The sequence below is a fragment of the Amycolatopsis mongoliensis genome (genome assembly GCF_030285665.1).
Lineage (GTDB): Bacteria > Actinomycetota > Actinomycetes > Mycobacteriales > Pseudonocardiaceae > Amycolatopsis > Amycolatopsis mongoliensis.
Window position 1 is genome coordinate 251532 of record NZ_CP127295.1, and the last position, 25226, is coordinate 276757.

Consider the following 25226-nt stretch of genomic DNA (forward strand, 5'->3'; position numbering starts at 1 on the left):
TCAGTGTGCCCCTCCGGCCGCACCTTGCACGGCCAAGTTGAGCTGGAGCACATTCACGCCCGGAACGCCGATCCCGGCCCCCGTCGTGTTCTGCTCGACCAGCTGCTTCACCCGGTCCACCGGGAGCCCGGTGTTCCGGGCCACGCGGGCGATCTGAAGGTCCGCGTAGGCCACGCTGATCGACGGGTCGAGGCCGGAGCCCGACGCCGTCACCGCGTCCGGCGGTACCTGGTCGGGTGACACGCCTTCGCGCTTGGCGATGGCGTCCTTGCGCTCCCCGATGGTCTTCACGAGATCCTCGTTGTACGGGCCCTTGTTGGACGCACCCGACGGCATGTCGGGGCTGACCGCCGACGGCCGGGTGTGGAACCACGGGTCGTGCGCCGGGTCCGCGGGCACCGGGTCGACGCCGATGAGCGACGACCCGACCGCCTGGCCGTTCTGCGTGACGACCGAGCCTTCGGCGTTGCCTTCCAGCCCCGGGATGCGGGCGATGGCCCACACGGCGAGGGGGTAGAGGACGCCGAGCAGGACGGTCAGCACGACGAGGACGCGCAGCCCGGCCCAGGTCTGCTTGACGAGAGTGTTCACGAGGTCACCCGATTCCAGGGATGAGGCGCACCAGCAGGTCGATCAGCCAGATCCCGAGGAAGGGGCTGACGATCCCGCCGAGGCCGTAGACGAGCAGGTTGCGGCGCAGCAGCGCCGAGGCCGACGACGGCTTGTACCGCACGCCGCGCAGGGCCAGCGGGATGAGCACGACGATGATCAGCGCGTTGAAGATGACCGCGGACAGGATCGCCGACTTCGGCGTGGCCAGGTGCATGATGTTCAGCGCGCCGAGCTGGGCGAAGATGCCGGTGAACATCGCCGGCAGGATCGCGAAGTACTTCGCGAGGTCGTTCGCGACGCTGAACGTCGTCAGCGCGCCGCGGGTGATCAGCAGCTGCTTGCCGATCTCGACGATCTCGATCAGCTTCGTCGGGTCGCTGTCGAGGTCGACCATGTTCCCGGCCTCCTTGGCGGCCGAGGTACCGGTGTTCATCGCGACGCCGACGTCGGACTGCGCGAGCGCGGGGGCGTCGTTGGTGCCGTCGCCGGTCATCGCGACCAGGCGCCCGCCCTCCTGCTCCTGCTTGATGAGCGCCATCTTGTCTTCCGGCTTGGCCTCGGCGAGGTAGTCGTCGACGCCCGCGTCCGCCGCGATGGCCTTGGCGGTGAGCGGGTTGTCGCCGGTGATCATCACCGTCTTGATGCCCATCGCCCGCAGTTCCCGGAAGCGCTCCTTCATGCCCGGCTTGACGACGTCGGACAGCCGGATCACGCCGCGCACCACCGCGTCTTCGGCGACGACGAGCGGAGTGCCGCCCTGGGCGGCGATCTCGTCGACCACCCGCTCGGTCTCGTCGGGGAACTCCCCGCCGTGGTCGCGCACCCAGGCGCGGACCGCCGAAGCGGCGCCCTTGCGGATCCGCCGGCTCCCGATGTCGATCCCGCTCATCCGGGTCTGCGCGGTGAAGGGGACGAACTCGCCGCGTTCGTCCTGGCTCGCGTGGTCCGACGTCAGCTCGACGACGCTGCGCCCTTCAGGGGTTTCGTCGGCGAGGCTGGCCAGCCGGGCGGCCCGCGCCAGCTCGTCCGGAGTGGACGATCCGACCGGGATCAGCTCGGTGGCCCGGCGGTTGCCGAAGGTGATCGTGCCGGTCTTGTCGAGCAGCAGCGTCGAGACGTCGCCCGCGGCCTCGACCGCACGGCCGCTCGTCGCGAGGACGTTGCGCTGCACCAGGCGGTCCATGCCCGCGATGCCGATGGCGCTCAGCAGCGCGCCGATGGTCGTCGGGATCAGGCAGACGAGCAGTGCCGTCAGCACGATCACCGACTGCTCGGACCCGGAGTAGCGGGCCATCGGCTGCAACGCCACGACGGCGAGCAGGAAGATGATCGTGAGGGTCGAGAGCAGGATCGTCAGCGCGATCTCGTTCGGCGTCTTCTGCCGGGAAGCGCCTTCCACCAACGCGATCATGCGGTCCACGAAGGACTCGCCGGGCTTGGTGGTGATCTTGACGACGATCCGGTCGCTCAGCACGGTCGTGCCGCCGGTGACGGCGCTGCGGTCGCCGCCGGACTCGCGGATGACCGGGGCCGACTCGCCGGTGATGGCCGACTCGTCGACGGTCGCGATGCCCTCGACGACGTCGCCGTCACCCGGGATCACCTCGCCCGCCTCGACGACGACCAGGTCGCCGATCTTCAGGTCGACCCCGGGTACCTGCTCCTCGCCGTCCGAGGTGAGCCGGCGGGCGACGGTTTCCTTCTTCGACCGCCGCAGGCTTTCCGCCTGTGCCTTGCCGCGTCCTTCGGCGACGGCCTCGGCGAGGTTCGCGAACAGCACCGTGAACCACAGCCAGACGGCGATCAGGATCGTGAACACGCTCGGGTCGGTGATCGCGAAGACGGTGGTGAGCGCGGAGCCCACCCACACCACGAACATCACCGGGTTGCCGAGCTGGTGCTTCGGGTTGAGCTTCCGGACCGCGTCGGGCAGTGACGTCCAGAGCTGGCGGGGGCTGAAGACCCCGGCGCCGACCCGGCCGGTGTGCTCTTCGTGGGTCACCTGGGGTCGTTCTTCGGTGACGGTCATGCGAGTGCCTCCGCGATGGGCCCGAGCGCGAGCGCCGGGATGAACGTGAGGGCCGCGACGAGCACCACCGTGCCGGTGAGCATGGTGGCGAACAGCGGCCCGGTGGTGGGCAGGGTGCCGGCGGTTTCGGGCACCTTGCGCTGCGCGGCCAGGGAGCCGGCCAGGCAGAGCACGGCGAGGATCGGCACGAACCGGCCGATCGCCATCGCGACGCCGAACGACGACTGGAACCAGTCGCTCGTCGCGGTCAGCCCGCCGAACGCGCTGCCGTTGTTGTTGCCGGTGGACGCGTAGCCGTAGAGGATTTCGGACAGGCCGTGCGCGCCGCCGTTGCCCAGCGCGCCCGCCGTGCCCGGCAGCAGCAACGCGATCCCGGAGCCGAGGAGCACCACGGTCGGCATCGCCAGCATGGCGATCGCCGCGCAGGTGACCTCGCGCTTGCCGAGCTTCTTGCCCAGGTACTCCGGCGTGCGCCCGACCATCAGGCCGGCCAGGAACATGGCGATGATCGCCATGACCAGGATCCCGTAGAGACCGGTGCCGACACCGCCGGGCGAGATCTCGCCGTAGAGCATGTTCAGCAGCGGGCCCCCGCCGCCGAGGCCCGACAGGCTGTCCTGGGCGCCGTTGACCGCACCGGTCGACGTGCCGGTGGTGGTGTCGGCGAAGATCGACGTCAGCCCGATGCCGAACCGCTGTTCCTTGCCCTCCATGCTCGCGCCCGCGGCCAGCGCCGCCGGGTTGTTCGCGGTGGCCTCGGAGAGCCAGATGAGCGCCAGCGACGCGGCCCACAGCACGCCCATCACGCCGAGCAGGACGTACCCCTGCTTGGGCTTGCCGACGAGCTTGCCGAACGCCCGGGTGAGGCTGACCGGGATCACCAGGATCAGGAACAGCTCGATGAGGTTCGTCCACGCGGTGGGGTTCTCGAACGGGTGCGCGGAGTTGGCGTTGAGGATGCCCCCGCCGTTGGTGCCGAGTTCCTTGATCGCCTCCTGGCTCGCCGCGGGCGCCAGGGCGATGGTGCTCTGGCTGCCGTCGGGATTGGTGACGGCGACGCCGGCCTTGAGGCTCTGCACGACACCGAGCGCGATCAGCACGATCGCGAACACGAACGCCATCGGCAGCAGGACGCGGATCGTGCCGCGCGTGAGGTCCACCCAGAAGTTGCCGAGCCGGTCGGTCTTCGCCCGGACGAACCCGCGGGTCACCGCGATCGCCACGGCGAGGCCGACGCCGGCGGACAGGAAGTTCTGCACGGTCAGCCCGGCCATCTGCACGAAGTGGCCCATCGTCGTCTCGGGGACGTAGGACTGCCAGTTCGTGTTGGTGACGAACGAAACCGCCGTGTTGAAGGCGACGCCGGGGCTCACCGCGCCGCGGCCCAGGCTCCACGGCAGGAGCGACTGCAACCGCTGCAGCAGGTAGAGCAGGACGATCGAGACGAACGAGAAGCCGAGCACGCCCGCGGCGTAGGTCGGCCACCGCTGCTCGGAGTCCGGGTCGACGCGGAAGAGCTTGTAGAGACCCTTTTCGAGCTTCAGGTGCTTCTCGGTGGAGAAGACGCGCGCCAGGTAGTCGCCGAGCGGCTTGTAGACCACGGCGAGGGCGGCGAGGAGGAGGCCGAGCTGGATGAGCCCGGCCGCGGTGTCGGTCATTCTTGCCCCTCCGCGGGGGTGAGTACGTCGGGGCGCATCAGAATTTCTCCGGCCTGATCAAGGCGACGAACAGGTACACGAGCAGGCCGAGCGCCAGCAGTCCGCCGACGACGTTGGCCACGGCCCCGGCGCCGCTCACAGCTTCTCCAGCCCGCGCAGCGCCAGCGCGAGCACCACGAACACGCCGATCAGCAGGGCGGCGTAGAGCAAGTCGGCCACAGGGCACCTCTCAAGACGGGTCACCGGGTTCGGTGACCGGACGCGTTCACTGTGCGGCCGGGAGAGCCCGTCCCGACCTGCGGCTGACGGCCTCTTGATGCGTTCCTGACACCCATTTACGCCGTCTTTATGGCAGGTGGCGGCGGTCACGCAAACGTTTGCCCCGCACTCACTGTATGCAGTTGGTTAGTGACTCGCGACACAACGAGTGACCGAACAAGTGCGGAACGTGCAATTCGGGCAGACAAGATCTTCGGCCCGTGTTACACCTGTGTTACCGATAGTTGTATCGGCTAAGCAAATCTTGGGAGGGGTACACATGTGCGGTATCGCCGGCTGGGTTTCCTACGACGCCGACCTCACCCGCCGCCGGGACGTGGTCGACGCCATGACGGAGACCATGGCCTGCCGCGGCCCGGACGACGTCGGCACGTGGGTGCGCACGCACGTCGCGCTCGGGCACCGGCGGCTGGCCATCATCGACCTGCCCGGCGGCCGTCAGCCGATGTCCGTGCACACGCCGAACGGCGACGTCGCGATGGTCTACAGCGGTGAGGCCTACAACTTCACCGAGCTGAAGGAAGAGCTGACGAAGCTCGGCCACCGGTGGGAGACCGACAGCGACACCGAGGTCGTGCTGCACGGCTACCTGCAGTGGGGCGACGAGGTCGTCGACCACCTCAACGGCATGTACGCCTTCGCGATCTGGGACGAGCGCGACGACCGCCTCGTGATGATCCGCGACCGGATGGGCATCAAGCCGTTCTACTACTACCCGACGCGCGACGGCGTGCTGTTCGGCTCCGAGCCGAAGGCCATCCTGGCGAACCCGCTGGCCGGCAAGGTGGTCGACACCGACGGCCTGCGCGAGCTGATGGCGTTCACCAAGCGCCCCGGCTGGTCGCTGTGGAAGGGCATGGAGGAGGTCCAGCCGGGCACGATCGTCACCGTGTCCCGCGAGGGCGTCCGCACCCGCACGTACTGGAAGCTCGACGCGAAGCAGCACACCGACGACCAGGAGACCACGGTCGCCCGCGTCCGCGAGCTGATGACCGACATCGTCCACCGCCAGCTGGTCGCGGACGTCCCGCGCTGCGTGCTGCTCTCGGGCGGCTTGGACTCCAGCGCCGTCACCGGTCTCGCCGCCGCGCACCTCGCCGAACAGGGCGAGCAGCTGCGGACGTTCTCCGTCGACTTCTTCGGCCAGGAAGAGAACTTCAAGCCGGACGAGATGCGCGACACCGCGGACTCGCCGTTCATCCGCGACGTCGCGGACCTGGTCGGGTCCGCGCACCAGGACGTCATGCTCAACCCGGCGGAGCTGAGCGACCCGGCGGTGCGGCGCGCGGTGCTGAAGGCCCGGGACATCCCGGCCGGGCTCGGCGACATGGACACGTCGCTGTACCTGCTGTTCAAGGCGATCCGCGGCGAGTCGACGGTGGCGCTGTCGGGCGAGTCGGCCGACGAGGTGTTCGGCGGCTACCGCTGGTTCCACGACGAGCAGGCCGTCAACGCCGACACGTTCCCGTGGCTGGCGTTCCGGACGTCGATGATGGACGAGCGGGCATCGCTGTACACGACCGAACTGCGGCAGAAGCTGGACCTGGAGGCGTACATCGCGGACCAGTACGCGTCGGCCGTCGCCGCGGTCGACCACCTGGACGGCGAGTCCGAGCGCGAAGCGCGGATGCGGACCATCTGCAACCTCCACCTCACCCGCTTCGTGCGGATGCTGCTCGACCGCAAGGACCGCGCTTCGATGGCGGTGGGCCTGGAGGTCCGCGTGCCGTTCTGCGACCACCGGCTGGTCGAGTACGTCTACAACACGCCGTGGTCGCTGAAGACGTTCGACAGCCGGGAGAAGAGCCTGCTGCGGCACGCGACCAAGCATGTGCTGCCGGACTCGGTGCGGGACCGGGTGAAGAGCCCGTACCCCTCGACGCAGGACCCGGGCTACGCGGCGGCGTTGCAGCAGCAGGTCAAGGAGGTCCTGGCCGAGCCGGGTCACCAGGTGTTCGGCCTGGTGGACAAGACGTGGGCGCACCGGGTGTCCGAAGTGGACCCGGCGACCATGGACCCGGCGGCGCGCGTCGGGCTGGACCGGCTGCTCGACCTCTACCACTGGATCGAGATGTACTCCCCCACGCTCGAACTCTCTTGACCTCGAGTGCCCTTGAGGTGTGAGCCTGGGCGGCATGAAGGTGCTGCTGTTCGGCCGCAACCCGGCCACGGTCTCGAGGGTGACGGCGGCGCTGTCCGCGGCGGGTCTGGCCGCGGACGGCGTCGCTACGGAGGAAGCTGTCCTGACGCGCCTGGGCGTCGTGGACGCGTTGGTGCTGGGTGCCGGGGTGGCGGGGCCGCTGCGCGAGCGGGTCACGGCCGCGGCGCGGCGGCACGGGGTGATGTGGGTGCAGGGGCCGCACATCCTCCCGGAGCGGGACGCGCTGGAGTACGTGCGCACGGAGATCCTGCCGAAGCTGCGGTCAGCTCAGCGGTAGGTCCGCCGCGACCTCCTCCCCTGCTACGGTGAGTGCCGCTCCGATCCCGCCCAGCAACGACCGGGCGCTGTGGTTGTCCGCCGTCGTCGAGGCGATGAAGCGGGCCGCGCCCGACCGCTGCGCTTCGGCCAGCAGCAGCGCCGTGACCTGCGTGCCGATCCCGCGGCCGCGGACGTCGCGGCGCAACCAGATGCCCGCCTCCACAGCGTCACCGTGGCGCTCCAGGCGGGCTGCACCCACGGCGACCCCGTCCACGTCGACCACCCAGGTGCGCTCCACCGCGGTCGCCGGGTTCAGGGACCGGGCGTGGTGGAAGGCGAGGAACGCGGCGCGGCGGGCAGCGGTCCAGCCGGGCGGGCCCTCGACCGGCGGCATGACCTCGAGCGGGTCGGCTCCGGCGACGGCGGCTTCGAGCAGCCGCACCAGGGCCGGCTCGTCCAACGGCGTCAGAACGGTCACGTCCGGAGTTTCGCCGCCGGACGCCCCACGCGCGACCCGATTTTGCCCAGGGCCCGCAGGAACCGGACGTAGGGCGACCACCGGACCGGCCGCGCCACCCGGCCGGTCAGGTCCCGCTCGGCCCGGTCCAGCAACCCCTCCAGCAGCGCGTCGTGCAGTGGGCGGAAGAACAGCGGCCACGTCAGCCGGGCCCGGCCATGGAGCGACGCCTCCAGGACGTGCGTCAGCGCACCGCCGTCGATCGTGAACTCGTGGTGGCCGTCCACCCCCGCCGGAGCCGTGAACCGGCACCGCAGGCGGTCCGGCGAAACCTCTTCCACGACGTAGCGGACCGGGCCGTGACCGGCCGGGGTGCCCGGGGTGCGGGGGCCGTCGAGGCGGGTCGGGGGCCAGTCGGCGACCGGCCAGAGGCGGTCGTGCGGGGTGCCGAGCGTGTCCAGCAGGGAGACCAGCCGGTCGGCGGAGACCGGGAACCGACGGGTGTGGACGTTGCGGACCATGAGACCCTCCGTTCTGGAGATTATCCTCTAGAACTTATTAGAGCATAATCTCTACAACATGGGCCGCCCCGCGACGCACACCACAGCACAGTTCCTCGGTGCCGCCACCACCCTCTTCGCCGCGGGCGGGGCTCGCGCCGTGACCATGGCCGCCACCGCGAAGGCCGCCGGAGCGCCCAACGGCTCGATCTACCACCGCTTCCCGGACCGCCCCGCCCTGCTCACCGAGCTCTGGCGCCACACCCTCCGCGACTTCCAGGACACCTTCACCGAGAGCCTCGGCGAAGCGACGACGATCGAGGCGGCCGTCCAAGCCGCGACGAGCGTCGTCCACTGGTGCCGCAAGCACCCCGAGGGCGCGCGGGTCCTCGACGCCGGCAAGCACGCCTTCGGCCCGGCCGACTGGTCACCCGAGGCCGCGAAGGCCGTCGCGAAGGACGAACAGGAACTGCGTGACACGCTCAAGCGCGCCACGCACGCCCTGCCGACGCTCACCGGCTGCACGGACGAAGAGGTCGTCCTCGCCCTCGTCGAGATCCCGCGCGCGGTCGTCCACCGCTACCTCTCGACCGGCCGGACTCCCCCGCCGAAGGCCGCGGCGCTGGTCGAACGCACCGTCCGGAAGCTGCTGCGCCCGTGATCGGAAGGTCGACACGCGTGATCAGAGGGTCGACTCGCGTGATTGAAGGGTCGACACGGCGAGGCTCTCGACCCCGCGCCGTGTCGACCTCCTGATCACGCGTGTCGGCTCCGCAATCACGCGTGTCGACCCGTCCGCAAGCTGCTCAGCGCCTGACCTCCGCCAGCCCCACCGGCCGCCGCTCGCGGCGGGACAGCTCGCACGCCTCCGCGATGTAGAACGCTTCGAGCGCATCCGCCGCGACGCACGGCGAAGGCGCCCGGCCGGCGACGACGTCGAGGAACGCCCGCAGTTCCGTCGTGTAGGCCGGGCGGAACCGCTCCATGAACCCCGGGTACGCCGGGCCCGGCAGCGGGGCCACCCCCGGCTCGACCGACCGCAGCGGCGCCCGGTCGTCCAGGCCGACGACCACGCCGGACACCGATCCCAGCGCCTCGAGCCGCACGTCGTAGCCCGCGCCGTTGTAGCGGGTCAGCGACACCGTCGCCAGCGTGCCGTCGTCCAGGGTCAGCGTCGCCGCCGCCGTGTCGACGTCACCCGCGTCGGCGAAGAACCGCTCGCCGCGGTTGGCACCGATCGCGTAGACCTCGGCCACTTCACGGCCGCTCACCCAGCGGATGATGTCGAAGTCGTGCACGCCGCAGTCGCGGAACAGCCCGCCCGAGTGGGCGACGTACTCCGCGGGCGGGGGCGCGGGGTCGAACGTCGTCGCGCGCAGCGTGTGCAACCAGCCCAGCTCGCCCGACGCGACCGCCGCCCGCGCCGCCGCGTAGCCCGCGTCGAACCGGCGCTGGAAGCCGATCTGGACCGGGACGTCCGAGGCGCCGATGCGGTCGATGACGGCCAGCGTGCCCGGGATGTCCGCCGCGACCGGCTTTTCGCAGAACACCGGGATGCCCGCGTCGACCGCCGCGATGATCAGGCCCGGATGCGCGTCGGTGGCGGCCGTGACGACCAGGCCGTCCAGCCCCGCGGCGAACAGCTCGTCGAGGGAAGCCGCCACCTCGACGCCCAGCTTCGCCGCGGCCGACCGGGCCCGCCCGGTGTCGACGTCGGCCACCACGACCGACTCCACTTCCTCGAAGCCCTTCAAGGTCTCCGCGTGCGCGGTGCCGATCCGGCCGGTGCCCGCCAGTCCCAACCTCATCGTCGTGCTCCTCCTGTCTCAGTCATCTCGGCGGTGGTCGCGCGGACCACCAGGGACGGGTGCAGCAGGTGCCGGACCGGCTCCGTGCGCTCCCCGCGGACGCGTTCGATCAAGGCTTCGAAGGCCAGCCGGCCCATTTCGGTCCGCGGCTGGTCCACTGTGGTCAGTGAGAGGTGCCGCAGCGCCGCGAGTGACGTGTTGTCGTAGCCGACGACCGAGACGTCCTCGGGCACGCGCAGCCCGGCTTCTTCGAGTGCCGAAATGGCGCCGACGGCGTTGAAGTCGTTGCCTGCCACCAGACCCGTGGGCAGTTCGGCGCGCGAGTACGTCGCCAGCAGCTCCCGCACGGACTTCTCGCCGCCGGTGTCGGTGTGCTCGCTGCGCACGACGATCGGCTCCAGCCCGTGGCGCCGCATGGCCGCCTGGAACCCGCGACGGCGCTGGGCCGCCCCGGCCGCACCGCCGCCGTCGAGGTGGGCGATGCGCCGGTGCCCGAGGCCGGCGAGGTGGTCGACGGCCAGCGCGGACCCCGCTTCGCCGTCGTCGTTCACGGTGTCCACACCGGACGCTCGCGAGGTGCGGGAGACCAGCACCACCGGGCACTGCCGGGCCGCGGCTTCGATGGCCGACGCGGGCACGACCGGCGAGAGCAGGATGACCCCCGCCGGGCGGAAGGAAAGCAGGCTGCGCAAGGCGTTCCCCTCGCGCGCGGGGCTGCGGCCGCCGGTGTTGAGGACCAGGTCGAAGCCCGCGGCCTGCGCAGCCGCGTCCAGGCCCTCGACGACGTCGGCGAAGAAGGCGTTGCGCAGGTCGTTGACCATCACACCGAGCACAGTGGACGTCCGGCTGGCCAGGGACCGCGCCATGACGTGCGGCTGGTAGCCGAGTTCTTCGGCCGCACGCAGCACAGCGGTGCGCCGGGCGTCGGAGACCTTCGGTGAATTCCTCATCACCAGGGAGACCAGTGCGCGGGAAACCCCCGCCCGCGCGGCGACGTCCTCCATGGTCGGACGCATCCGGCGCACCTCCCCTGATCACCGAAAACTCAGCCTTGACTTGCTGTGACGGACGCTACAAGATTAGAGCGCTCTAATCAATAGAGCGCTCCAACGCATCCGATCAGAGCAACGGAGTCCTCCCTATGACAGCGAAGATCCGCGTGGCCGCCGCTCCGATCTCCTGGGGCGTCTGCGAAGTCCCCGGCTGGGGCCGGGTGCTGGACGCGGCGACGGTGCTCGGCGAGATGGCGGAGCTGGGCGTCCAGGCGACCGAGCTGGGCCCGCCCGGGTACCTCCCCCGCGACCCGGCGGAACTCCGGGAACTGCTCGGGAAGCACGGCCTGACGCTCGTCGGCGGCTTCCTCGCCGTCGTCCTCCACGAAAACCGGGAAAACACCCTCGCGGAAGCCGAGGAGTCCGCCGCGCTGTTCGCCGCGTGCGGCGGCGACGTCCTCGTGCTCGCCGCCGCCACCGGGCTCGACGGCTACGACGAACGCCCGAAGCTCACCGACGCCGAATGGGCGGCGCTCGTCGACACCGCCGGCGAGATCCGCGACATCGCGGCAGCTCACGGCCTGCGGACCGTGCTGCACCCGCACGTCGGGACGCACGTGGAGCAGCAGGCCGAGGTCGAGCGCTTCCTCGCCGATTCCGATCTCGGCTTGTGTCTCGACACCGGGCACCTGATGATCGGCGGGACGGATCCGGTCGAGCTGGCGAAGCGGTATCCCGAACGGGTGGGGCACGTGCATCTCAAGGACGTCCGAGAAGACCTGGCGGCCGAGGTCCGCGCGGGACGGCTCGGCTACACCGAAGCGGTCGGGCGGGGCATCTACACCCCGCTCGGCGAGGGGGACGTGGACGTGGCGTCGATGGTGCGCTCCGTCCAGGCGGCCGGCTACGACGGCTGGTACGTCCTCGAACAGGACACCGCCCTCGGCGACTCGAGCCCCGACGACCTACCCCGGCGGGACACCGAGCGCAGCCTGGCCCATCTCACGAAGATCATCGACTCCCTGTAACTGGTCCCAAAGGAGTGACTGTGTTCTCTATGAAGAAGCTGGCCGGAGTGGCGGCGATCGCCGCCACCGGGCTGGTGCTCGCCGCCTGCAGCGGTCCCAGCGCCGACAACTCGAACAGCAGCTCAAGCTCGCCGTCGGCCGCCGCGCCGAGCTCGGGCGGCCCGCTGAAGGTCGCCGTGGTCACCCACGGCAGCGCCGGCGACGCCTTCTGGAACGTCGTGAAGAACGGCGCCGAGCAGGCGGGCAAGGACCTGAACGTCGGCGTCGACTACTACGCCGACGGCGACCCGGGCAACCAGGCCAAGCTGATCGACAACGCCGTCGCGCAGAAGGTCGGCGGCCTGGTCGTCTCCATGGCCAACCCGCAGGCCCTGCAGACGTCGATCCAGAACGCGGTCAAGGCCGGCATCCCGGTCGTCACCATCAACTCCGGTGAGGACTCCAGCGCGGCGTTCGGCGCGATCGCGCACGTCGGGCAGAGCGAGGGCCTCGCGGGCCAGGGCGCGGGCCAGCGCCTCAAGGCGGCCGGCAAGACGAAGCTGCTGTGCGTCATCCACGAGGCCGGCAACATCGGCCAGAACCAGCGCTGCGACGGCGCGAAGCAGACCTTCGGCACCGTCACCACCCTTCAGGTCGACATCTCCAACCCGACCGACGCGCAGTCGCGGATCCGCGGCGCGCTGCAGTCCGACCCGTCGATCGACGCGGTGCTGGCGCTGAACTCGCAGGTCGCGGCGCGCGCGGTGAGCGCGGCGAAGGAGGCGAGCTCAAAGGCGCAGGTCGCCACCTTCGACCTGAACGCCGACGTCGTCGCGGCCATCAAGGACGGCAGCATCCTCTTCGCCGTCGACCAGCAGCAGTACGAGCAGGGCTACCTGCCGATCGTGTTCCTCAAGCTGTACAAGGAGAACGGCAACACCATCGGCGGCGGCCACCCGGTCCAGACCGGACCCGGCTTCGTCGACAAGACCAACATCGACACCGTCGCCCCGTACGCGCAGCGCGGCACGCGCTGAGGGGGACGGCGATGACCGCAGCGATCCAGGGACAACCCGACGAACGCGTGGGGAAGAAGAGCCTCACCGACCGCCTGGTGGTCCGGCCCGAGATCGGCGCGCTGCTCGGCGCCGTGCTCGTGTTCGTCTTCTTCTCCGTCGTCACCAGCCAGTTCCTCAGCCCGCTGGGCGTGGCGACCTGGCTCGACGACTCCTCGACCCTGGGCATCATGGCCGTCGTGGTCGCGCTGCTCATGGTCGGCGGCGAGTTCGACCTCTCGGCCGGCGTGCTGACGGCGTCGACGTCGCTGGTCACGGCGATCCTGGCGACTCAGGCGGGCTGGAACGTCTGGGCGGCGCTGCTGGTCTCGCTCGCGTTCGCGCTCGGTGTCGGCGCGTTCAACGGCTGGCTGGTGATGAAGACCGGGCTGCCCAGCTTCATCGTCACGCTGGGGTCGTTCCTCGCCCTGCAGGGGCTCAACCTCGGCGTGACGCGCTGGGTGACCAACACCGTCCAGGTCTCGGGCATGCGCTCGACCAGCGGCTACGAGTCGGCCGGGGCGCTGTTCGCGTCCACGTTCGACGTCGGCGGCACCGAGTTCCAGTCGTCGATCATCTGGTGGGTCGTCGTCACGGCGATCGCGGCGTGGCTGCTGGTCCGGACCCGGTTCGGCAACTGGATCTTCGCGGTCGGCGGGTCGCAGGTGTCGGCCCGTTCGGTCGGCGTGCCGGTGGTGCGCACGAAGATCCTGCTGTTCATGGGCACCGCGCTCGGCGCGTGGCTGGTCGGCTCGATCAACATCCTGCGCTTCGCGAGCGTGCAGGCCAACCAGGGCATCGGGCTGGAGTTCCAGTACATCATCGCGGCGGTGATCGGCGGCTGCCTGCTCACCGGCGGGTTCGGCTCGGCGGTGGGCGCGGCGATCGGCGCGCTGATCTTCGGCATGGCGCGCCAGGGCATCGTGTTCGCGCAGTGGAACAGCGACTGGTTCATGCTGTTCCTCGGGATCATGCTGCTGGCCGCGGTCCTGGTCAACAACGCCTTCCGGCGCCGCGCGGAGAGGGTACGCCGATGAGCTTGCTCGAAGTGAAGGACATCGGGAAGACCTACGGCAGCGTCATCGCCCTGCGCGATGTGTCCACTGTGGTCAACGCGGGCGAGGTGACCTGCGTGCTCGGCGACAACGGCGCCGGGAAGTCCACGCTGATCAAGATCCTGGCCGGCGTGCACCAGCACGACCGCGGCGAGTTCCTCGTGGAAGGCGAACCGGTGCGGTTCGCCTCTCCGCGCGATGCCCTCGACCGCGGCATCGCGACCGTGTACCAGGACCTCGCCGTGGTGCCGCTGATGAGCGTCTGGCGGAACTTCTTCCTCGGCTCCGAGCCGACGACCGGGTTCGGCCCGTTCAAGATGCTCGACCGGCGCAAGGGCCGCGAGACGACCAAGAAGGCGCTGTTCGACATGGGCATCGACCTGCGGGACGTCGAGCAGCCGGTCGGGACGCTGTCGGGCGGGGAACGCCAGTGCGTGGCGATCGCGCGGGCGGTGTACTTCGGCGCGAAGGTGCTGATCCTCGACGAGCCGACCGCCGCGCTGGGCGTCAAGCAGGCCGGGGTGGTGCTGAAGTACGTGGCACAGGCTCGTGACCGCGGGCTCGGCGTCGTGCTCATCACGCACAACCCGCACCACGCCTACCCGGTCGCCGACCGGTTCCTGCTGCTCAAGCGGGGTGCCCCGCTCGGTTCGTACGAGAAGGCGGACATCGACATCAACGAGCTGACCCGGCAGATGGCGGGCGGTGCGGAACTGGAAGCGCTGGAACACGAGCTTCGGCAGGCGGAGAAGGCGTGAGTCTCGAAGCGCTGACGATCGGCCGGGTGGGGGTCGACCTCTACCCCGAGCAGAGCGGCGTCCCCCTGGCCGGCGTCAGCACGTTCGCCAAGTCGCTCGGCGGCACCGCGACCAACGTCGCGGTCGCCGCCGCGCGGCTCGGCCGGCGCACGGCGGTGCTGACCAAGGTCGGCCCGGACGGCTTCGGCGACTACGTCCGGCAGGCCCTCGAGGGCTTCGGCGTGTCCCCGGCGCACGTGGGCACTTCGCCGGATCTCCAGACGCCGGTGGTGTTCTGCGAGCTGAACCCGCCCGCGGACCCACCGCTGCTGTTCTACCGCTCCCCCCTCGCCCCCGACCTGACGCTCACCGACGACGACGTGCCCTGGGACGTCGTCGAGTCGGTGCCGCTGCTGTGGGTCACCGGCACCGGCGTCTCCGCCGAACCCGCCCGGACCACCCAGCGGAAGATCCTGGAAGCCCGGGGACGCCGGGAGCACACGGTGCTGGACCTCGACTACCGGCCGATGTTCTGGCCTTCGGCCGAGCAGGCCCGGGAAGAGATCGGCGGGATGCTCGACCACGTCACCGTCGCGGTCGGCAACCGGACCGAGGTGGAGGTGGCCGTCGGCACCGCGGACCCGGACGCCGCCGCGGACCGCATGCTCGAGCGCGGCCTGCGGCTCGCGGTGATCAAGAAGGGCGCGGACGGCGTCCTCGTGGCCACCGCGGAAGGCCGGTGGACCGTGCCGCCGCAGCGCGTCGAGGTCGTCTGCGGGCTCGGCGCCGGCGACGGCTTCGGCGGGGCGCTGATCCACGGGCTGCTGTCGGGGTGGGACCCGGTGCGCATCGCGGCGTACGCGAACGCGGCAGGCGCGCTGGTGGCGTCCCGGCTGGCCTGCGCCGACGCCATGCCGACCGCCGCCGAGATCGAGGAGCTGCTGTGATCCTCACCGACGACCGCTGGAAGGAGCTGCTCCACGTCCGCGCCACCGACCCGGGCGCGATCCGGCAGGCCTACGCGACGCGCAGACGCCGGTCGACGCTCCTGTCCGACAACGGAACGCTGTTCCTGGTCGCGGCCGACCACCCGGCACGAGGTGCGCTGGGTGTCGGCGAAGACCCGCTCGCCATGGCCGACCGGCGAACGCTCCTCGAACGGCTGCTCGTCGCCCTGGCCAACCCGGCGGTCGACGGCCTCCTCGGCACCCCGGACGTCGTCGAGGAGCTGCTGCTGCTCGGCGCGCTGCACGGCAAGGTCGTCTTCGGCTCGATGAACCGCGGCGGCCTCGCCGGCGCGGACTGGGAGATCGACGACCGCTTCACCGGTTACGACGCCCGCACGCTGGTCGACTGCGGCCTCGACGGCGGCAAGATGCTGCTGCGGCTGGTCGACGCCGACCCGGGCACGATCCCGACGCTGCAGGCCTGCGCCGACGCCGTCACCGAGCTGGCCTCGTACGGATTGGTCGCGATGGTCGAGCCGCTGCCCTACGCCCGCTCGGACGGGAAGCTGGTGCTGCAGAAGGACCCCGGGTCGCTGGCGCGGGCGGTCACGGTCGCGTCCGGGCTCGGGACGACGTCCGCGCACACGTGGCTGAAGCTGCCGTCGACGGACTCGGCGGCGGTGCTGGGCGCGACGACGCTGCCGGTGGTCGTGCTCGGCGGCGTGCCGTCCGGCGACCCGGCCGCCGACCTGGCCTCGTGGGGCCGGACGCTGCGCCACGACGTCGTGCGCGGCCTGGTCGTCGGCCGCACCCTGCTCTACCCGCCCGACGGCGACGTCGCTGCCGCCGTCGAAGCCGCCGCGAAGGTCTTGGAGGCCGCGAAGTGAGCAAGCTGCACCGTCCACTGGGGACACTTTCCGACGACGCCGACCCGGTCCGGCTGACCCCGGATTCGGCGGGCTGGACGTACACGGGGCTGCGGGTGCTCCGGATCGGCACCCGGCTCCCGCGCACGGTCAAGACCGGCGAGTTCGAGGCGTTCGTGCTCCCGCTGTCCGGCTCGCTCACGGTCCGCGTCGACGGCGAGGAGTTCGAGCTGGAAGGGCGGGAGTCGGTGTTCACCCGGGTCACGGACTTCGTCTACGTCCCCCGCGACGCCGAGGTCGAACTGACTTCCGAGACCGGCGCGCAGGTGGCGCTGCCGATGGCTCGCTGCACCCGGCGGCTGGAGGCGAAGTACGGCCCCGCCGAGGACGTCCCGGTCGAGGTCCGCGGCGCCGGGCAGGCGACGCGGCAGGTGACCAACTTCGGCGTGCCCGGGGTGTGGGACCACGCCGACAAGCTCATCGCGTGCGAGCTGATCACGCCGGGCGGCAACTGGTCGTCGTACCCGCCGCACAAGCACGACGAAGCGAGCGAGTGCGAGGTCGTCAACGAGGAGATCTACTACTTCCGGATCGCCGGCCGCGACGGGGTGACGCCGGCGCGCGAGGGGTTCGGCCTGCACCGCACGTACACCGCCGACGGCGAGCTGGACGAGGACGTCGCCGTGCGCGACCAGGACGTCTTCCTGATCCCGCGCGGCTACCACGGGCCCTGCGTCGCGGCTCCCGGTTACCCGATGTACTACCTGAACGTCCTGGCCGGACCGGCCGACGAACGGTCGATGGCGTTCTGCGACGACCCCGCGCACGGCTGGGTCCGCGAAACGTGGGAGTCGCAGGAGCTGGATCCGCGGTGCCCCGTCACGAGTCACGAAGGGCGTGTTCAGTGAAGCTGACGACGGCACAGGCGCTGGTCCGCTGGATCCTCGCGCAGCGGTCGGAAACCCTGGACGGACGCGAGGTCCCGCTCTTCCCCGGCGTCTTCGCGATCTTCGGCCACGGCAACGTCCTCGGCCTCGGCACGGCGCTGGAAGAGCACCGCGGCGAGATCCCGGTGTGGCGCGGGCACACCGAGCAGGGCATGGCGCTCGCCGCGGTCGGGTACGCGAAGGCCACGCACCGGCGGCAGGTCGGCGTCGTGACGTCGTCGATCGGGCCGGGCGCGCTGAACATGGTCACCGCGGCCGGGGTCGCGCACGCGAACCGGCTGCCGGTGCTGCTGCTGCCGGGCGACACGTTCACCGGCCGCGCGCCGGATCCGGTGCTGCAGCAGATCGAGCCCTTCGGCGACGCGACCGCGACGGTCAACGACGCCTTCCGCGCGGTCTCGCGCTACTTCGACCGGATCACCCGGCCCGAGCAGCTGATCTCGACGTTGCCCCAGGTCGCGCGGGTGCTCACGGACCCGGCGGACAGCGGGCCGGCCGTCCTGGCGCTGCCGCAGGACGTCCAGGCCGAGACCTACGACTTCCCGGACGCGCTGTTCGCACCGGTGACGCACCGGCCGCTGCGGCCGCGTCCCGACCGGCGCTCGGTCACCGAGGCGGCCGGAGTCCTGCGCGCGTCGAAGAGGCCGCTGCTCGTGCTCGGCGGCGGCGTCCGGTACTCCGGTGCCGGGCGGCGCGCCCTCGACTTCGCCGAGCGGCACGGGATCCCCCTCGTCGAGACCACCGCGGGCCGCACCCTGGTGCCCCACGACCACCCCCTGCACGCGGGCCCGCTGGGCATCACCGGCTCGACGTCGGCCAACGTCGTCGCGGCGGAGGCGGACGTCGTGCTCGCGGTCGGCACGCGGCTGCAGGACTTCACCACGGCGTCCTGGACGGTCTTCTCCCCCGACGTCCGCCTGGTCGCGCTCAACGCGGCCCGCTTCGACGCGGTGAAGCACGGCGCGCTCTCGGTGGTCGCGGACGCCGACGCGGGGCTGACGGACCTGGCCGCCCAGCTGGAGAGCTGGCGGGTCGACCCGTCGTGGACTTCGCGAGCGGCGGCCGAGCGGGCGTCCTGGGACGCGCACGTCGACTCGCTGCGCTCGGCCGCGGGTTCCGTCCCGTCGTACGCCCAGGTCGTCGGCGTGGTGAACGACCTGTCGGCGCCGGAGGACTACGTGATGACCGCGTCCGGCGGGCTGCCGGGCGAGCTGATCGGCGGCTGGCGCGGCTCCGGCTCGGTCTCGATGGACGTCGAGTACGGCTTTTCCTGCATGGGTTACGAGCTGTCCGGCGCGTGGGGCGCGGCGATCGCGCACCCGGGCCTGGTCACGACCCTGCTGGGCGACGGCTCGTACCTGATGCTGAACTCCGAGCTGTTCTCGGCCGCCTTCGCGGGTCACCCGTTCGTCGCGGTCGTGTGCGACAACGACGGCTACGCGGTGATCGCGCGGCTGCAGGAAGGGCAGGGCGGGAAGCCGTTCAACAACTTCTACGCCGACTGCACGACTTCGCACGCTTCGCCGCCGCGGGTGGACTTCGCCCGGCACGCGGAATCGCTGGGCTGCCTGGTGTTCCCGGCGTCCGATGTGGACTCGCTGCGCACTGCTTACGCGGCGGCACGGGAGGCAGCCGTGGCCGAGCAGCGGCCGGCCGTGGTCGTCGTGAAGACGCAGCCGTCGGCGTGGACCGAGGCCGGCGCGTGGTGGGAGGTCGGCGTGCCGGAGCACCTCGCCGGCCACGACGAGTACGAACGGGCCAAGTCAGGACAGGTGCGCTACCTCCGCTCCTAGGTCTGCCGCAGCTGGTCGTGAGTGAGAAACAGTGTTCTAACCCTGTTTCTCACTCACGACTGCCGAGCGCGTGCGGACCCGCGGCGTCAGCGTGAACCCGCTCGGCTTGAGCGTCAGCGACTCGACGATCTTCAGCTCGTACGTCGGGTCGACGTCGAAGTCGTAGCGCTGCAGCACCATCCCCAGCGCCAGCACGGCTTCGTGCAGCGCGAACTGGCGGCCGATGCAGGCGCGCTCGCCCGTCCCGAACGGCTTGTACGCCTGCGCCGGCCGCTTCTTCACCGCGGCGGGCTCGAAGCGGTCCGGGTCGAACCGCTCGGGGTCCGGCCAGACCGCGGGATCGCGGTGCACCAGAGGAAGCGGCACGATCACCCAATCCCCCTTGCGCATCCGGTACTTCCCGCCGAGCACGACGTCTTCGCGTGCTTCGCGCGAGTAACCCGGCGCGGTCGGCCAGAGCCGCATCGCCTCGTCGAGGCAGCGACGCACGTAACGCAGCTTCGCGACGTCTCCGAAGGCGGGCTCGCGGTCACCCCACACCGCGTCGACCTCGGCGCGGGCCTTCGCCAGCAGCTCGGGGTGGCGCGTCAGGTAGTACAACGCGAACGACAGCGCGCCGGACGTCGTCTCGTGGCCGGCGACGACGAACGTGATGGCCTGGTTGCGGATGTTCACCGGGTCCAGGCGTTCCCCCGTCACCGGGTGGCCTTGGGTGAGCATCAGGCCGAGCAGGTCACGGCTCTCCTCGCCGTCCCTGCGCCGGGCTTCGACGACTTCGTCGACCAGGTTCGTCATGGTCGCGATGTCGGCCTGGTTCTGCTCGGCCGTCCCGGCGAACGCGCGCCGCACGAACGGCAGCTTGGCGTTCTGCAGCTGCGCGTACCGCAGCGCGCGGATCATCGCGGTGACGAACGGGTGCGGCTCGGCGCGTTCGAACGAGCCGAACCGGTAGCCGAACCCGGCCAGGCCGATCGTCTCCAGGGTCAGCCGCGTCATGTCGGCGGCGACGTCGACCGGCCCGCTCGCGGCGTCCCAGCGTGCGACCAGCTCGTGGGCGACCTCCAGCATGACCGGGTGGTAGCGGCGCATCGCCTCGGCGGAGAACGCCGGCTGCAGGATGTCGTGCGCGAGCCGCCAGTTCGGCTCGTGGGTGTGTGCGGTGAACAGGCCGTCGCCGGCGAGCGCGCGCAGGTTCTCGATGCCCATGCCGACGTGCTTGCCGAACTTCGTCTCGTCGTTCAGCTCGGTGACGAGGTCGACGCCGCCCACGAAGACGATCTCGAAGCCGAAGATCTTGCGCGTGAAGATCGGGCCCAGCCGCTTGCCGATGCGCAGCGTGTCCTGCAGCGGCGTGCGCGGGTTGGCGCCGATCAGGTCGCCGATCACCGGCAGGCGGCCCGGCCGGTGCGGAAGCGCGGTCGTGTCCACGGCGTACCCCTTATTGAACTGGCATTCAATAGGGTCACGATCCCCCGCTACTGAACCCGTGTCAAGTAAGGTCGGGGGATGCGGACGAGGCTGAGCACCGAACAGCGGCGCGAGCAGCTCCTCACGATCGGGGCCGGGCTGTTCGCGAAGCGGCCGTACGACGAGGTGTGGATCGAGGAGGTCGCCGAAATCGCGCAGGTCTCGCGCGGCCTGCTGTACCACTACTTCCCCACCAAGAAGGACTTCTTCGCGTCGATCGTCCGCGGGCAACGCGACCAGCTGCTGGCGATGAGCGAGCCCGACCCGGCGCTGCCCGTGGCGGAGCAGCTGCGGGCCGGGCTCGATGTCTACCTCGAGTTCGCGCGCACGCACCCCGACGGCTACCGGATCGTGCACCGCGCCACCGGCGGCGCCGACGGCGAGATCCGGGAGATCCGCGAGGCCGGGATGGCCGCGAACGCGGCACGCATCCTGGCCGCGGTGAGCCTGCTGACCCCGGTCACCGAGGTGACGCGGCTGGCCGTCCGCGGCTGGCTCGCGTTCGTCGCGACGATGATCCTCGAGTGGCTCGACCAGCCGACGGTCACCCAGGAGGAGCTGCGCGACCTGTGCGTCCGGACGCTGTTCGCGGCGGTCGGCGTCACCCCGTGACGGCCGGCGAGGCGGCGCCGTCCACCAGCTTCCGCGGCGCGCCGGAGCCGTCCGCCGGGACCGCCCAGACCGCGTTGTCCAGCCCGTAGAGGACCGTGTGGTCGTCCTGCCACAGGGCCTGGTCGTCGACGCTGCGCTGGTCCGCCAGTGCGGTTTCCTTCATCGTCTTCAGATCGAGGACCGACAGCCGCCAGACGCCCTCGCCCACCTTCTTCTTGAACGCGATCCGCGTCGCATCCGGCGAGAGCGACGGGCACTCGACGTTCTCGCGCAGGGTTTTCCCGCGGTAGCGCCGGTAGTCGGCCTCGACGAGGTACGTCTTGCCCTTGCTGCCGAGGGTCGCGTAGAAGCGGTTGCCGTCCGGGGCGAACGTGATGCCCCAGTAGTTGACGTCGGCGGCGAAGTACCGCTTGTCGCCGGCGAACACCGGGAGTTCCTCGATCGTCTTGACGAGCCGCCCGGTGTCGACCTCGTAGAGTCCCGCGCGCGTCGAAAAGCCGGTCTCCGCGTACGAGTCGCCGGTGACGAACAGCGTCCAGTAGACGCGTTTGCCGTCCGGGGACACCCGGGCGCGGCTCGGCGTGCCGGGCAGGGTTTCGGTGTGGCGGACGGCGAGGTGGTCGTCGAGGACGAGGACGTCGGTCACCGCGGGAAGCGTCCCCGGCTGCACGGCCAGGCACACCGCCGTCTGCTCCGCCACCGCGAACCGGTCGCACTTCAGGCCACTGAGCTGGGGTTTCTTCCCGGGTTCGGCGAGCGGCACGGCGCCGACGCGGCCGGTGGCGGTGTCGCGGAACAGCAGCTGGCCGGGGCTCAGCGTGAGCGGGGCGGCCGGTTCGGCGTCGGCGGGGTCGTGGCGGGAACTGACGGTGTAGGCGACGGCCGCGGCGATCAGGAGCGCCGTGCCGAGGAGGGCGAGGACGAGTTTCTTCACGGGCGCACCGGTTTCGCGAGAGCGGCGGCGAGGGCTACGGCGGCCAGGCAGACCGCGGCGACGAGCACCGCGGGCCGCAGGTCCCAGAGCGTCCAGGCCAGTCCGAAGAGGACGGACGAGAGCATGCGGGCCACGGCCTGCCCGGTCTGCACGACGGCCATCCCGGTGGCCCGGAGATCACGCGGGATGAGCGGGCCGGCGGCGGCCATGAGGACGCCGTCGGTGGCCGCGTAGAACACACCGTGCAGGCCGAGCGCGACCACGGCGAGCCAGATCCCGGCCTGCGGGCCGCAGAGCAGCACGAGCGCCAGGCACAGCGCGACGTGCCCGCCGAGGAACACCGGCCAGCGGCCGACGCGGTCGGCGAGCCTGCCGAGCGGCACGGCGAGCACCAGGTAGACCCCGGCGGTGCCCAGCGGCAGCAGGGGGAAGAACGTCGCCGCGATCTCCCAGCGCCGCTGGAGGACGAGGTAGACGAACGAGTCGCCGACCGTCACCAGGCCCAGCAGGGCCGCCCAGATCGTCACGCGCCGGAAGTCGCTCCGTTTCAGGAGGCCGAACGCGGCCCTCGCGGACACCGCGGCGCGGTCGACGCTGCCGGGGTGGTCACGGACGAACAGGGCCAGCAGCAGCACGGCGATCGCCGCGACGCAGAAGCTGGTGAAGAACACGCTCGGGTAGCTGCCCAGGCTCAGGGCGAGCACCGCCATCGCGACCAGAGGGCCGAGGAACGCGCCGACGGTGTCGAGCGCGCGGTGCACGCCGAACGACCGGCCGAGCGTGTCCGGAGTGCTGCTGAGGGAGATCAGGGCGTCGCGCGGGGCGGTGCGCACGCCCTTGCCGGTGCGGTCGGCGGCGAGGACGACGCCGATCGCCGCGACCGACGACCCGGCGGCGATCAGGCCGAGCTTGCACACCGCGGACAAGCCGTACCCGAACCCGGCGACGGCCTTGAGCCGCCGCCACCGGTCGGCGAGGTGCCCGCCGAGCACCCGCACGACCGCGGTGGCGCCCGCGTAGAGCCCGTCGAGCAGCCCGAACTGCAGCGGGTTCAGGCCGAGACCGAGCACCAGGTAGAGCGGGAGGACGGCGGTGACCATCTCCGAGGAGACGTCGGTGACCAGGCTGACCACGCCGAGCGCCACCACGTTGGCGGACACCCGTTTCAGCGCGGGCTTCCGGTCGGTGCCGGCCGCGAGGTCCGAGGTACGGCTTGCCGCGATGTACATGCCCGCTCCTACTGGTGGCAGGCGTAGGTCGGGCTGCTGTCGAGGACCTTGCCGTCGACGCCGATGAGCTGCGACTGGAACGAGGTGTCCGTCATCGACAGCTTGAGGACGCCGTAGGTCTTCAGCAGCTTGGCGGTCGTCGGGTGGGCGGGGCTCAGGTCGTAGAGGTTCGCGCCACCGGAGCCGCCGACGATCTCGACCGGGCCGTTGGCGTCGGCTTTGCCGTCGGCGTTCTGCGGGAAGAACCGCTCGTAGTCGTGGTCGTGGCCGTTGAGGACCAGGTCGACCTTGTTGGCGGTCATGATGTTCCACAGCTCGGTGCTGTCGGGGTTGTCGCCGTGGTCACCGGAGCTCCACCGCGGGTGGTGGTAGTACGCGGCGACGCAGCCCTTGGTGTTGGCGGCCAGGTCCTGCTTCAGCCAGGCCAGCTGCTCGCTCGGGCCGAAGTCGTGGGTGGCGAAGTCGTTGGAGTCCAGGGCGATGAAGTGCCAGTTGCCCATCTCCCAGCTGTAGTAGCGCTGGCCCTGCGGCTTCGCGATCGCGCCGAAGTAGTCGTCGTAGCCCTTGTACGGCGTGTCGTCGTAGGTTTCGTGGTTGCCCGGGATCGGGTGGGTCTTGCTCTTGAACTTGCCCCAGGTCGTGTCGTAATAGGACTTGAAGTCCGAGAGGTGGGCGTCGTCGTACTGGTTGTCGCCCATGGTGATCACGGCCGCGGGGTTCATGTTCTCGACGAGCTTCGCGGTCTTGGGGTGGACGCAGCTCGAACTGCTCGCGGTGCAGCGTTCGGCGATGTCGCCGGCCGCGGCGAGGACGAAGCCGGTTCCGTTGCCCGCCGCGGTCTTCACGGTGATCGGGGCGCTCGCCGGCGAGGTGTTGCCCGCGGCGTCGCGGGCGCGGACGGCGTAGGTGTAGCTGGTATCGGGCGTGAGGCCGGTGTCGGTGTAGGACGTGGTGGTGCTGGTCGCGACGGCGGTGCCGTTGCGGAGGATGTCGTACCCGGCGACGCCGACGTTGTCCGTGGCGGCGCTCCACGTCAGGGCGGCGCTGGTGGCGGTGGCCGTGCCGGCGGTGAGGCCGGCCGGGGTGGTCGGGGCCTGGGTGTCGCCGGAGGAGTCGGTGGAGCCGAAGACCTGCATCTCCCAGAAGGAGTAGCCGTAGCTCGTCGCGCGGGTGACGCCGACGAAGCGGACGTACCGGCCGTGGGCGTTCACGGTGAGGTCGTCGGTCTTGCCGTCACCGTTGTCGATGCTGGTGGCGGCGGTGAAGTTCGCGCCGTCGTCGGAGACCTCGATGCGGTACTTCTTGGCGTAGGCGGCTTCCCAGTTGAGGAGCACGCGGTGGATCGCGGCGGACTGGCCGAGGTCGATCCGCAGCCACTGCGGATCGGCGCCTTCGACGCTGGCCCAGCGGGTGGTGGCGCTGCCGTCGACGGCCTTCGCGCCGGCGTAGGTCGAGCTCTCGACGGTGGAGGTCGCGACGGGCTTCCCCTGGGAGAGCAGGACATCGGCGGCCTGGGTGGCAGGACTGGCGGCGGCGATCGCCGAGGGCAGCAGGGCGATCACCGCCACCACGGGTGTGAGGCGGGTGAATGTTCGTAGGCGGGTCGACGGCACGTCGCGCTCCTTCTGGGCCTGGCGGTGGCTGGTGGGCTGCGGCGTCGGTGAACGAGAATCAAACTGTTAAGAAACTTTCCTAACTAATCGGACTGTATCCGTGGCCGGTTTCGGCTGACAAGACGTGTCTGGTCGTTGAATCGGTCAAGAGGGTGAGTTTCACCGGGTTTTCCCAGCTCAGGGCCCGTTTCGCTGATCGGGACACTGCTC

Annotated in this window: 24 protein-coding genes; 12 read left to right on the forward strand and 12 right to left on the reverse strand. The window is 70.9% G+C overall.

Annotated elements, in window-relative coordinates; all coding sequences use genetic code 11:
• Genes QRX60_RS01210 through kdpF form a run of 4 tightly spaced genes read right to left on the reverse strand, consistent with a single transcriptional unit; the run spans position 1 to position 4438 of the window.
• Positions 1-591 carry a potassium-transporting ATPase subunit C gene (locus QRX60_RS01210; protein ID WP_285998937.1) on the reverse strand — a complete coding sequence of 197 codons (591 nt, stop codon included), beginning with the start codon at positions 589-591 and terminating at the stop codon, positions 1-3.
• A 4-nt stretch (positions 592-595) separates the two neighbouring features.
• The gene (gene kdpB, locus QRX60_RS01215) at positions 596-2641 is read right to left on the reverse strand and encodes a potassium-transporting ATPase subunit KdpB (RefSeq protein WP_285998938.1); all 2046 of its coding nucleotides are present in this window, start codon (positions 2639-2641) and stop codon (positions 596-598) included.
• Positions 2638-4299 carry a potassium-transporting ATPase subunit KdpA gene (kdpA, locus tag QRX60_RS01220; RefSeq protein WP_285998939.1) on the reverse strand — a complete coding sequence of 554 codons (1662 nt, stop codon included), beginning with the start codon at positions 4297-4299 and terminating at the stop codon, positions 2638-2640. Before kdpA ends, kdpB begins: the two co-directional genes overlap by 4 nt.
• Positions 4300-4336: 37 nt before the next feature.
• Positions 4337-4438 carry a K(+)-transporting ATPase subunit F gene (kdpF, locus tag QRX60_RS01225; protein ID WP_086837956.1) on the reverse strand — a complete coding sequence of 34 codons (102 nt, stop codon included), beginning with the start codon at positions 4436-4438 and terminating at the stop codon, positions 4337-4339.
• Positions 4439-4837: 399 nt separating this feature from the next.
• On the opposite strand from kdpF, the gene asnB reads away from it, so the two are divergent.
• Both asnB and QRX60_RS01235 read left to right on the forward strand, forming a co-directional pair.
• Positions 4838-6679: an asparagine synthase (glutamine-hydrolyzing) gene (gene asnB / locus QRX60_RS01230; protein WP_285998940.1), complete on the forward strand. Its 1842-nt coding sequence runs from the start codon at positions 4838-4840 to the stop codon at positions 6677-6679.
• Positions 6680-6713: 34 nt separating this feature from the next.
• Positions 6714-7016, forward strand: coding sequence for a hypothetical protein (locus QRX60_RS01235; RefSeq protein ID WP_285998941.1), 303 nt, complete (start codon positions 6714-6716; stop codon positions 7014-7016).
• Here QRX60_RS01235 and QRX60_RS01240 read toward each other — a convergent pair.
• Together QRX60_RS01240 and QRX60_RS01245 are read right to left on the reverse strand one after the other, a co-directional pair.
• On the reverse strand, positions 7002-7475 hold the full coding sequence (locus QRX60_RS01240; protein ID WP_285998942.1) for a GNAT family N-acetyltransferase: 474 nt from the start codon (positions 7473-7475) through the stop codon (positions 7002-7004). The two genes, QRX60_RS01235 and QRX60_RS01240, sit on opposite strands and share 15 nt — an antisense overlap.
• Positions 7472-7975 (reverse strand): SRPBCC family protein, encoded by a 504-nt coding sequence (locus tag QRX60_RS01245; RefSeq protein WP_285998943.1) that lies wholly within the window; start codon positions 7973-7975, stop codon positions 7472-7474. The genes QRX60_RS01240 and QRX60_RS01245 overlap by 4 nt, the downstream gene beginning before the upstream one ends.
• 58 nt (positions 7976-8033) lie before the next feature.
• Between QRX60_RS01245 and QRX60_RS01250 the strand changes: the two genes are divergently transcribed.
• The gene (locus QRX60_RS01250; protein WP_285998944.1) at positions 8034-8615 is read left to right on the forward strand and encodes a TetR/AcrR family transcriptional regulator; all 582 of its coding nucleotides are present in this window, start codon (positions 8034-8036) and stop codon (positions 8613-8615) included.
• Between the two features lie 145 nt (positions 8616-8760).
• Here the strand turns inward: QRX60_RS01250 and QRX60_RS01255 are convergent, their stop codons facing one another.
• A complete protein-coding gene (locus QRX60_RS01255) occupies positions 8761-9762 on the reverse strand; it encodes a Gfo/Idh/MocA family protein (protein ID WP_285998945.1) in 1002 nt (333 codons plus the stop codon).
• Positions 9759-10778 carry a LacI family DNA-binding transcriptional regulator gene (locus tag QRX60_RS01260; RefSeq protein WP_285998946.1) on the reverse strand — a complete coding sequence of 340 codons (1020 nt, stop codon included), beginning with the start codon at positions 10776-10778 and terminating at the stop codon, positions 9759-9761. Before QRX60_RS01260 ends, QRX60_RS01255 begins: the two co-directional genes overlap by 4 nt.
• A 125-nt stretch (positions 10779-10903) precedes the next feature.
• Between QRX60_RS01260 and QRX60_RS01265 the strand changes: the two genes are divergently transcribed.
• Genes QRX60_RS01265 through iolD form a run of 8 tightly spaced genes read left to right on the forward strand, consistent with a single transcriptional unit; the run spans position 10904 to position 19161 of the window.
• Positions 10904-11782: a TIM barrel protein gene (locus tag QRX60_RS01265; protein ID WP_285998947.1), complete on the forward strand. Its 879-nt coding sequence runs from the start codon at positions 10904-10906 to the stop codon at positions 11780-11782.
• A 20-nt stretch (positions 11783-11802) separates the two neighbouring features.
• Positions 11803-12798, forward strand: a complete 996-nt coding sequence (locus tag QRX60_RS01270) for a sugar ABC transporter substrate-binding protein (RefSeq protein ID WP_285998948.1) — start codon at positions 11803-11805, stop codon at positions 12796-12798.
• 11 nt (positions 12799-12809) lie between these two features.
• Entirely contained in the window at positions 12810-13853 is a 1044-nt protein-coding gene (locus QRX60_RS01275; RefSeq protein ID WP_285998949.1) for an ABC transporter permease, read from the forward strand.
• Positions 13850-14629 (forward strand): ATP-binding cassette domain-containing protein, encoded by a 780-nt coding sequence (locus tag QRX60_RS01280; protein WP_285998950.1) that lies wholly within the window; start codon positions 13850-13852, stop codon positions 14627-14629. Before QRX60_RS01275 ends, QRX60_RS01280 begins: the two co-directional genes overlap by 4 nt.
• Complete coding sequence (gene iolC, locus QRX60_RS01285) at positions 14626-15555, forward strand: 5-dehydro-2-deoxygluconokinase (RefSeq protein WP_285998951.1); 930 nt, start codon at positions 14626-14628, stop codon at positions 15553-15555. The genes QRX60_RS01280 and iolC overlap by 4 nt, the downstream gene beginning before the upstream one ends.
• Positions 15552-16442, forward strand: coding sequence for a Cgl0159 family (beta/alpha)8-fold protein (locus tag QRX60_RS01290; protein WP_285998952.1), 891 nt, complete (start codon positions 15552-15554; stop codon positions 16440-16442). The genes iolC and QRX60_RS01290 overlap by 4 nt, the downstream gene beginning before the upstream one ends.
• Positions 16439-17329, forward strand: a complete 891-nt coding sequence (gene iolB, locus QRX60_RS01295; RefSeq protein ID WP_285998953.1) for a 5-deoxy-glucuronate isomerase — start codon at positions 16439-16441, stop codon at positions 17327-17329. The genes QRX60_RS01290 and iolB overlap by 4 nt, the downstream gene beginning before the upstream one ends.
• The gene (iolD, locus tag QRX60_RS01300; protein WP_285998954.1) at positions 17326-19161 is read left to right on the forward strand and encodes a 3D-(3,5/4)-trihydroxycyclohexane-1,2-dione acylhydrolase (decyclizing); all 1836 of its coding nucleotides are present in this window, start codon (positions 17326-17328) and stop codon (positions 19159-19161) included. Before iolB ends, iolD begins: the two co-directional genes overlap by 4 nt.
• A 36-nt stretch (positions 19162-19197) precedes the next feature.
• Here iolD and QRX60_RS01305 read toward each other — a convergent pair whose 3' ends face one another.
• Positions 19198-20589: a cytochrome P450 gene (locus QRX60_RS01305; protein WP_285998955.1), complete on the reverse strand. Its 1392-nt coding sequence runs from the start codon at positions 20587-20589 to the stop codon at positions 19198-19200.
• 78 nt (positions 20590-20667) lie between these two features.
• Here QRX60_RS01305 and QRX60_RS01310 point away from each other — a divergent pair, with 78 nt between their 5' ends.
• A complete protein-coding gene (locus QRX60_RS01310) occupies positions 20668-21240 on the forward strand; it encodes a TetR/AcrR family transcriptional regulator (RefSeq protein ID WP_285998956.1) in 573 nt (190 codons plus the stop codon).
• Here QRX60_RS01310 and QRX60_RS01315 read toward each other — a convergent pair.
• The 3 genes from QRX60_RS01315 to QRX60_RS01325 are packed head-to-tail and all read right to left on the reverse strand — an operon-like array spanning position 21230 to position 25016.
• Positions 21230-22174: a TolB-like translocation protein gene (locus QRX60_RS01315; protein ID WP_285998957.1), complete on the reverse strand. Its 945-nt coding sequence runs from the start codon at positions 22172-22174 to the stop codon at positions 21230-21232. The genes QRX60_RS01310 and QRX60_RS01315 overlap by 11 nt on opposite strands.
• Positions 22171-23403 (reverse strand): MFS transporter, encoded by a 1233-nt coding sequence (locus tag QRX60_RS01320; protein WP_285998958.1) that lies wholly within the window; start codon positions 23401-23403, stop codon positions 22171-22173. The genes QRX60_RS01315 and QRX60_RS01320 overlap by 4 nt, the downstream gene beginning before the upstream one ends.
• 8 nt (positions 23404-23411) lie before the next feature.
• The gene (locus QRX60_RS01325) at positions 23412-25016 is read right to left on the reverse strand and encodes a discoidin domain-containing protein (protein WP_408630197.1); all 1605 of its coding nucleotides are present in this window, start codon (positions 25014-25016) and stop codon (positions 23412-23414) included.
• Positions 25017-25226 lie beyond the last annotated feature (210 nt).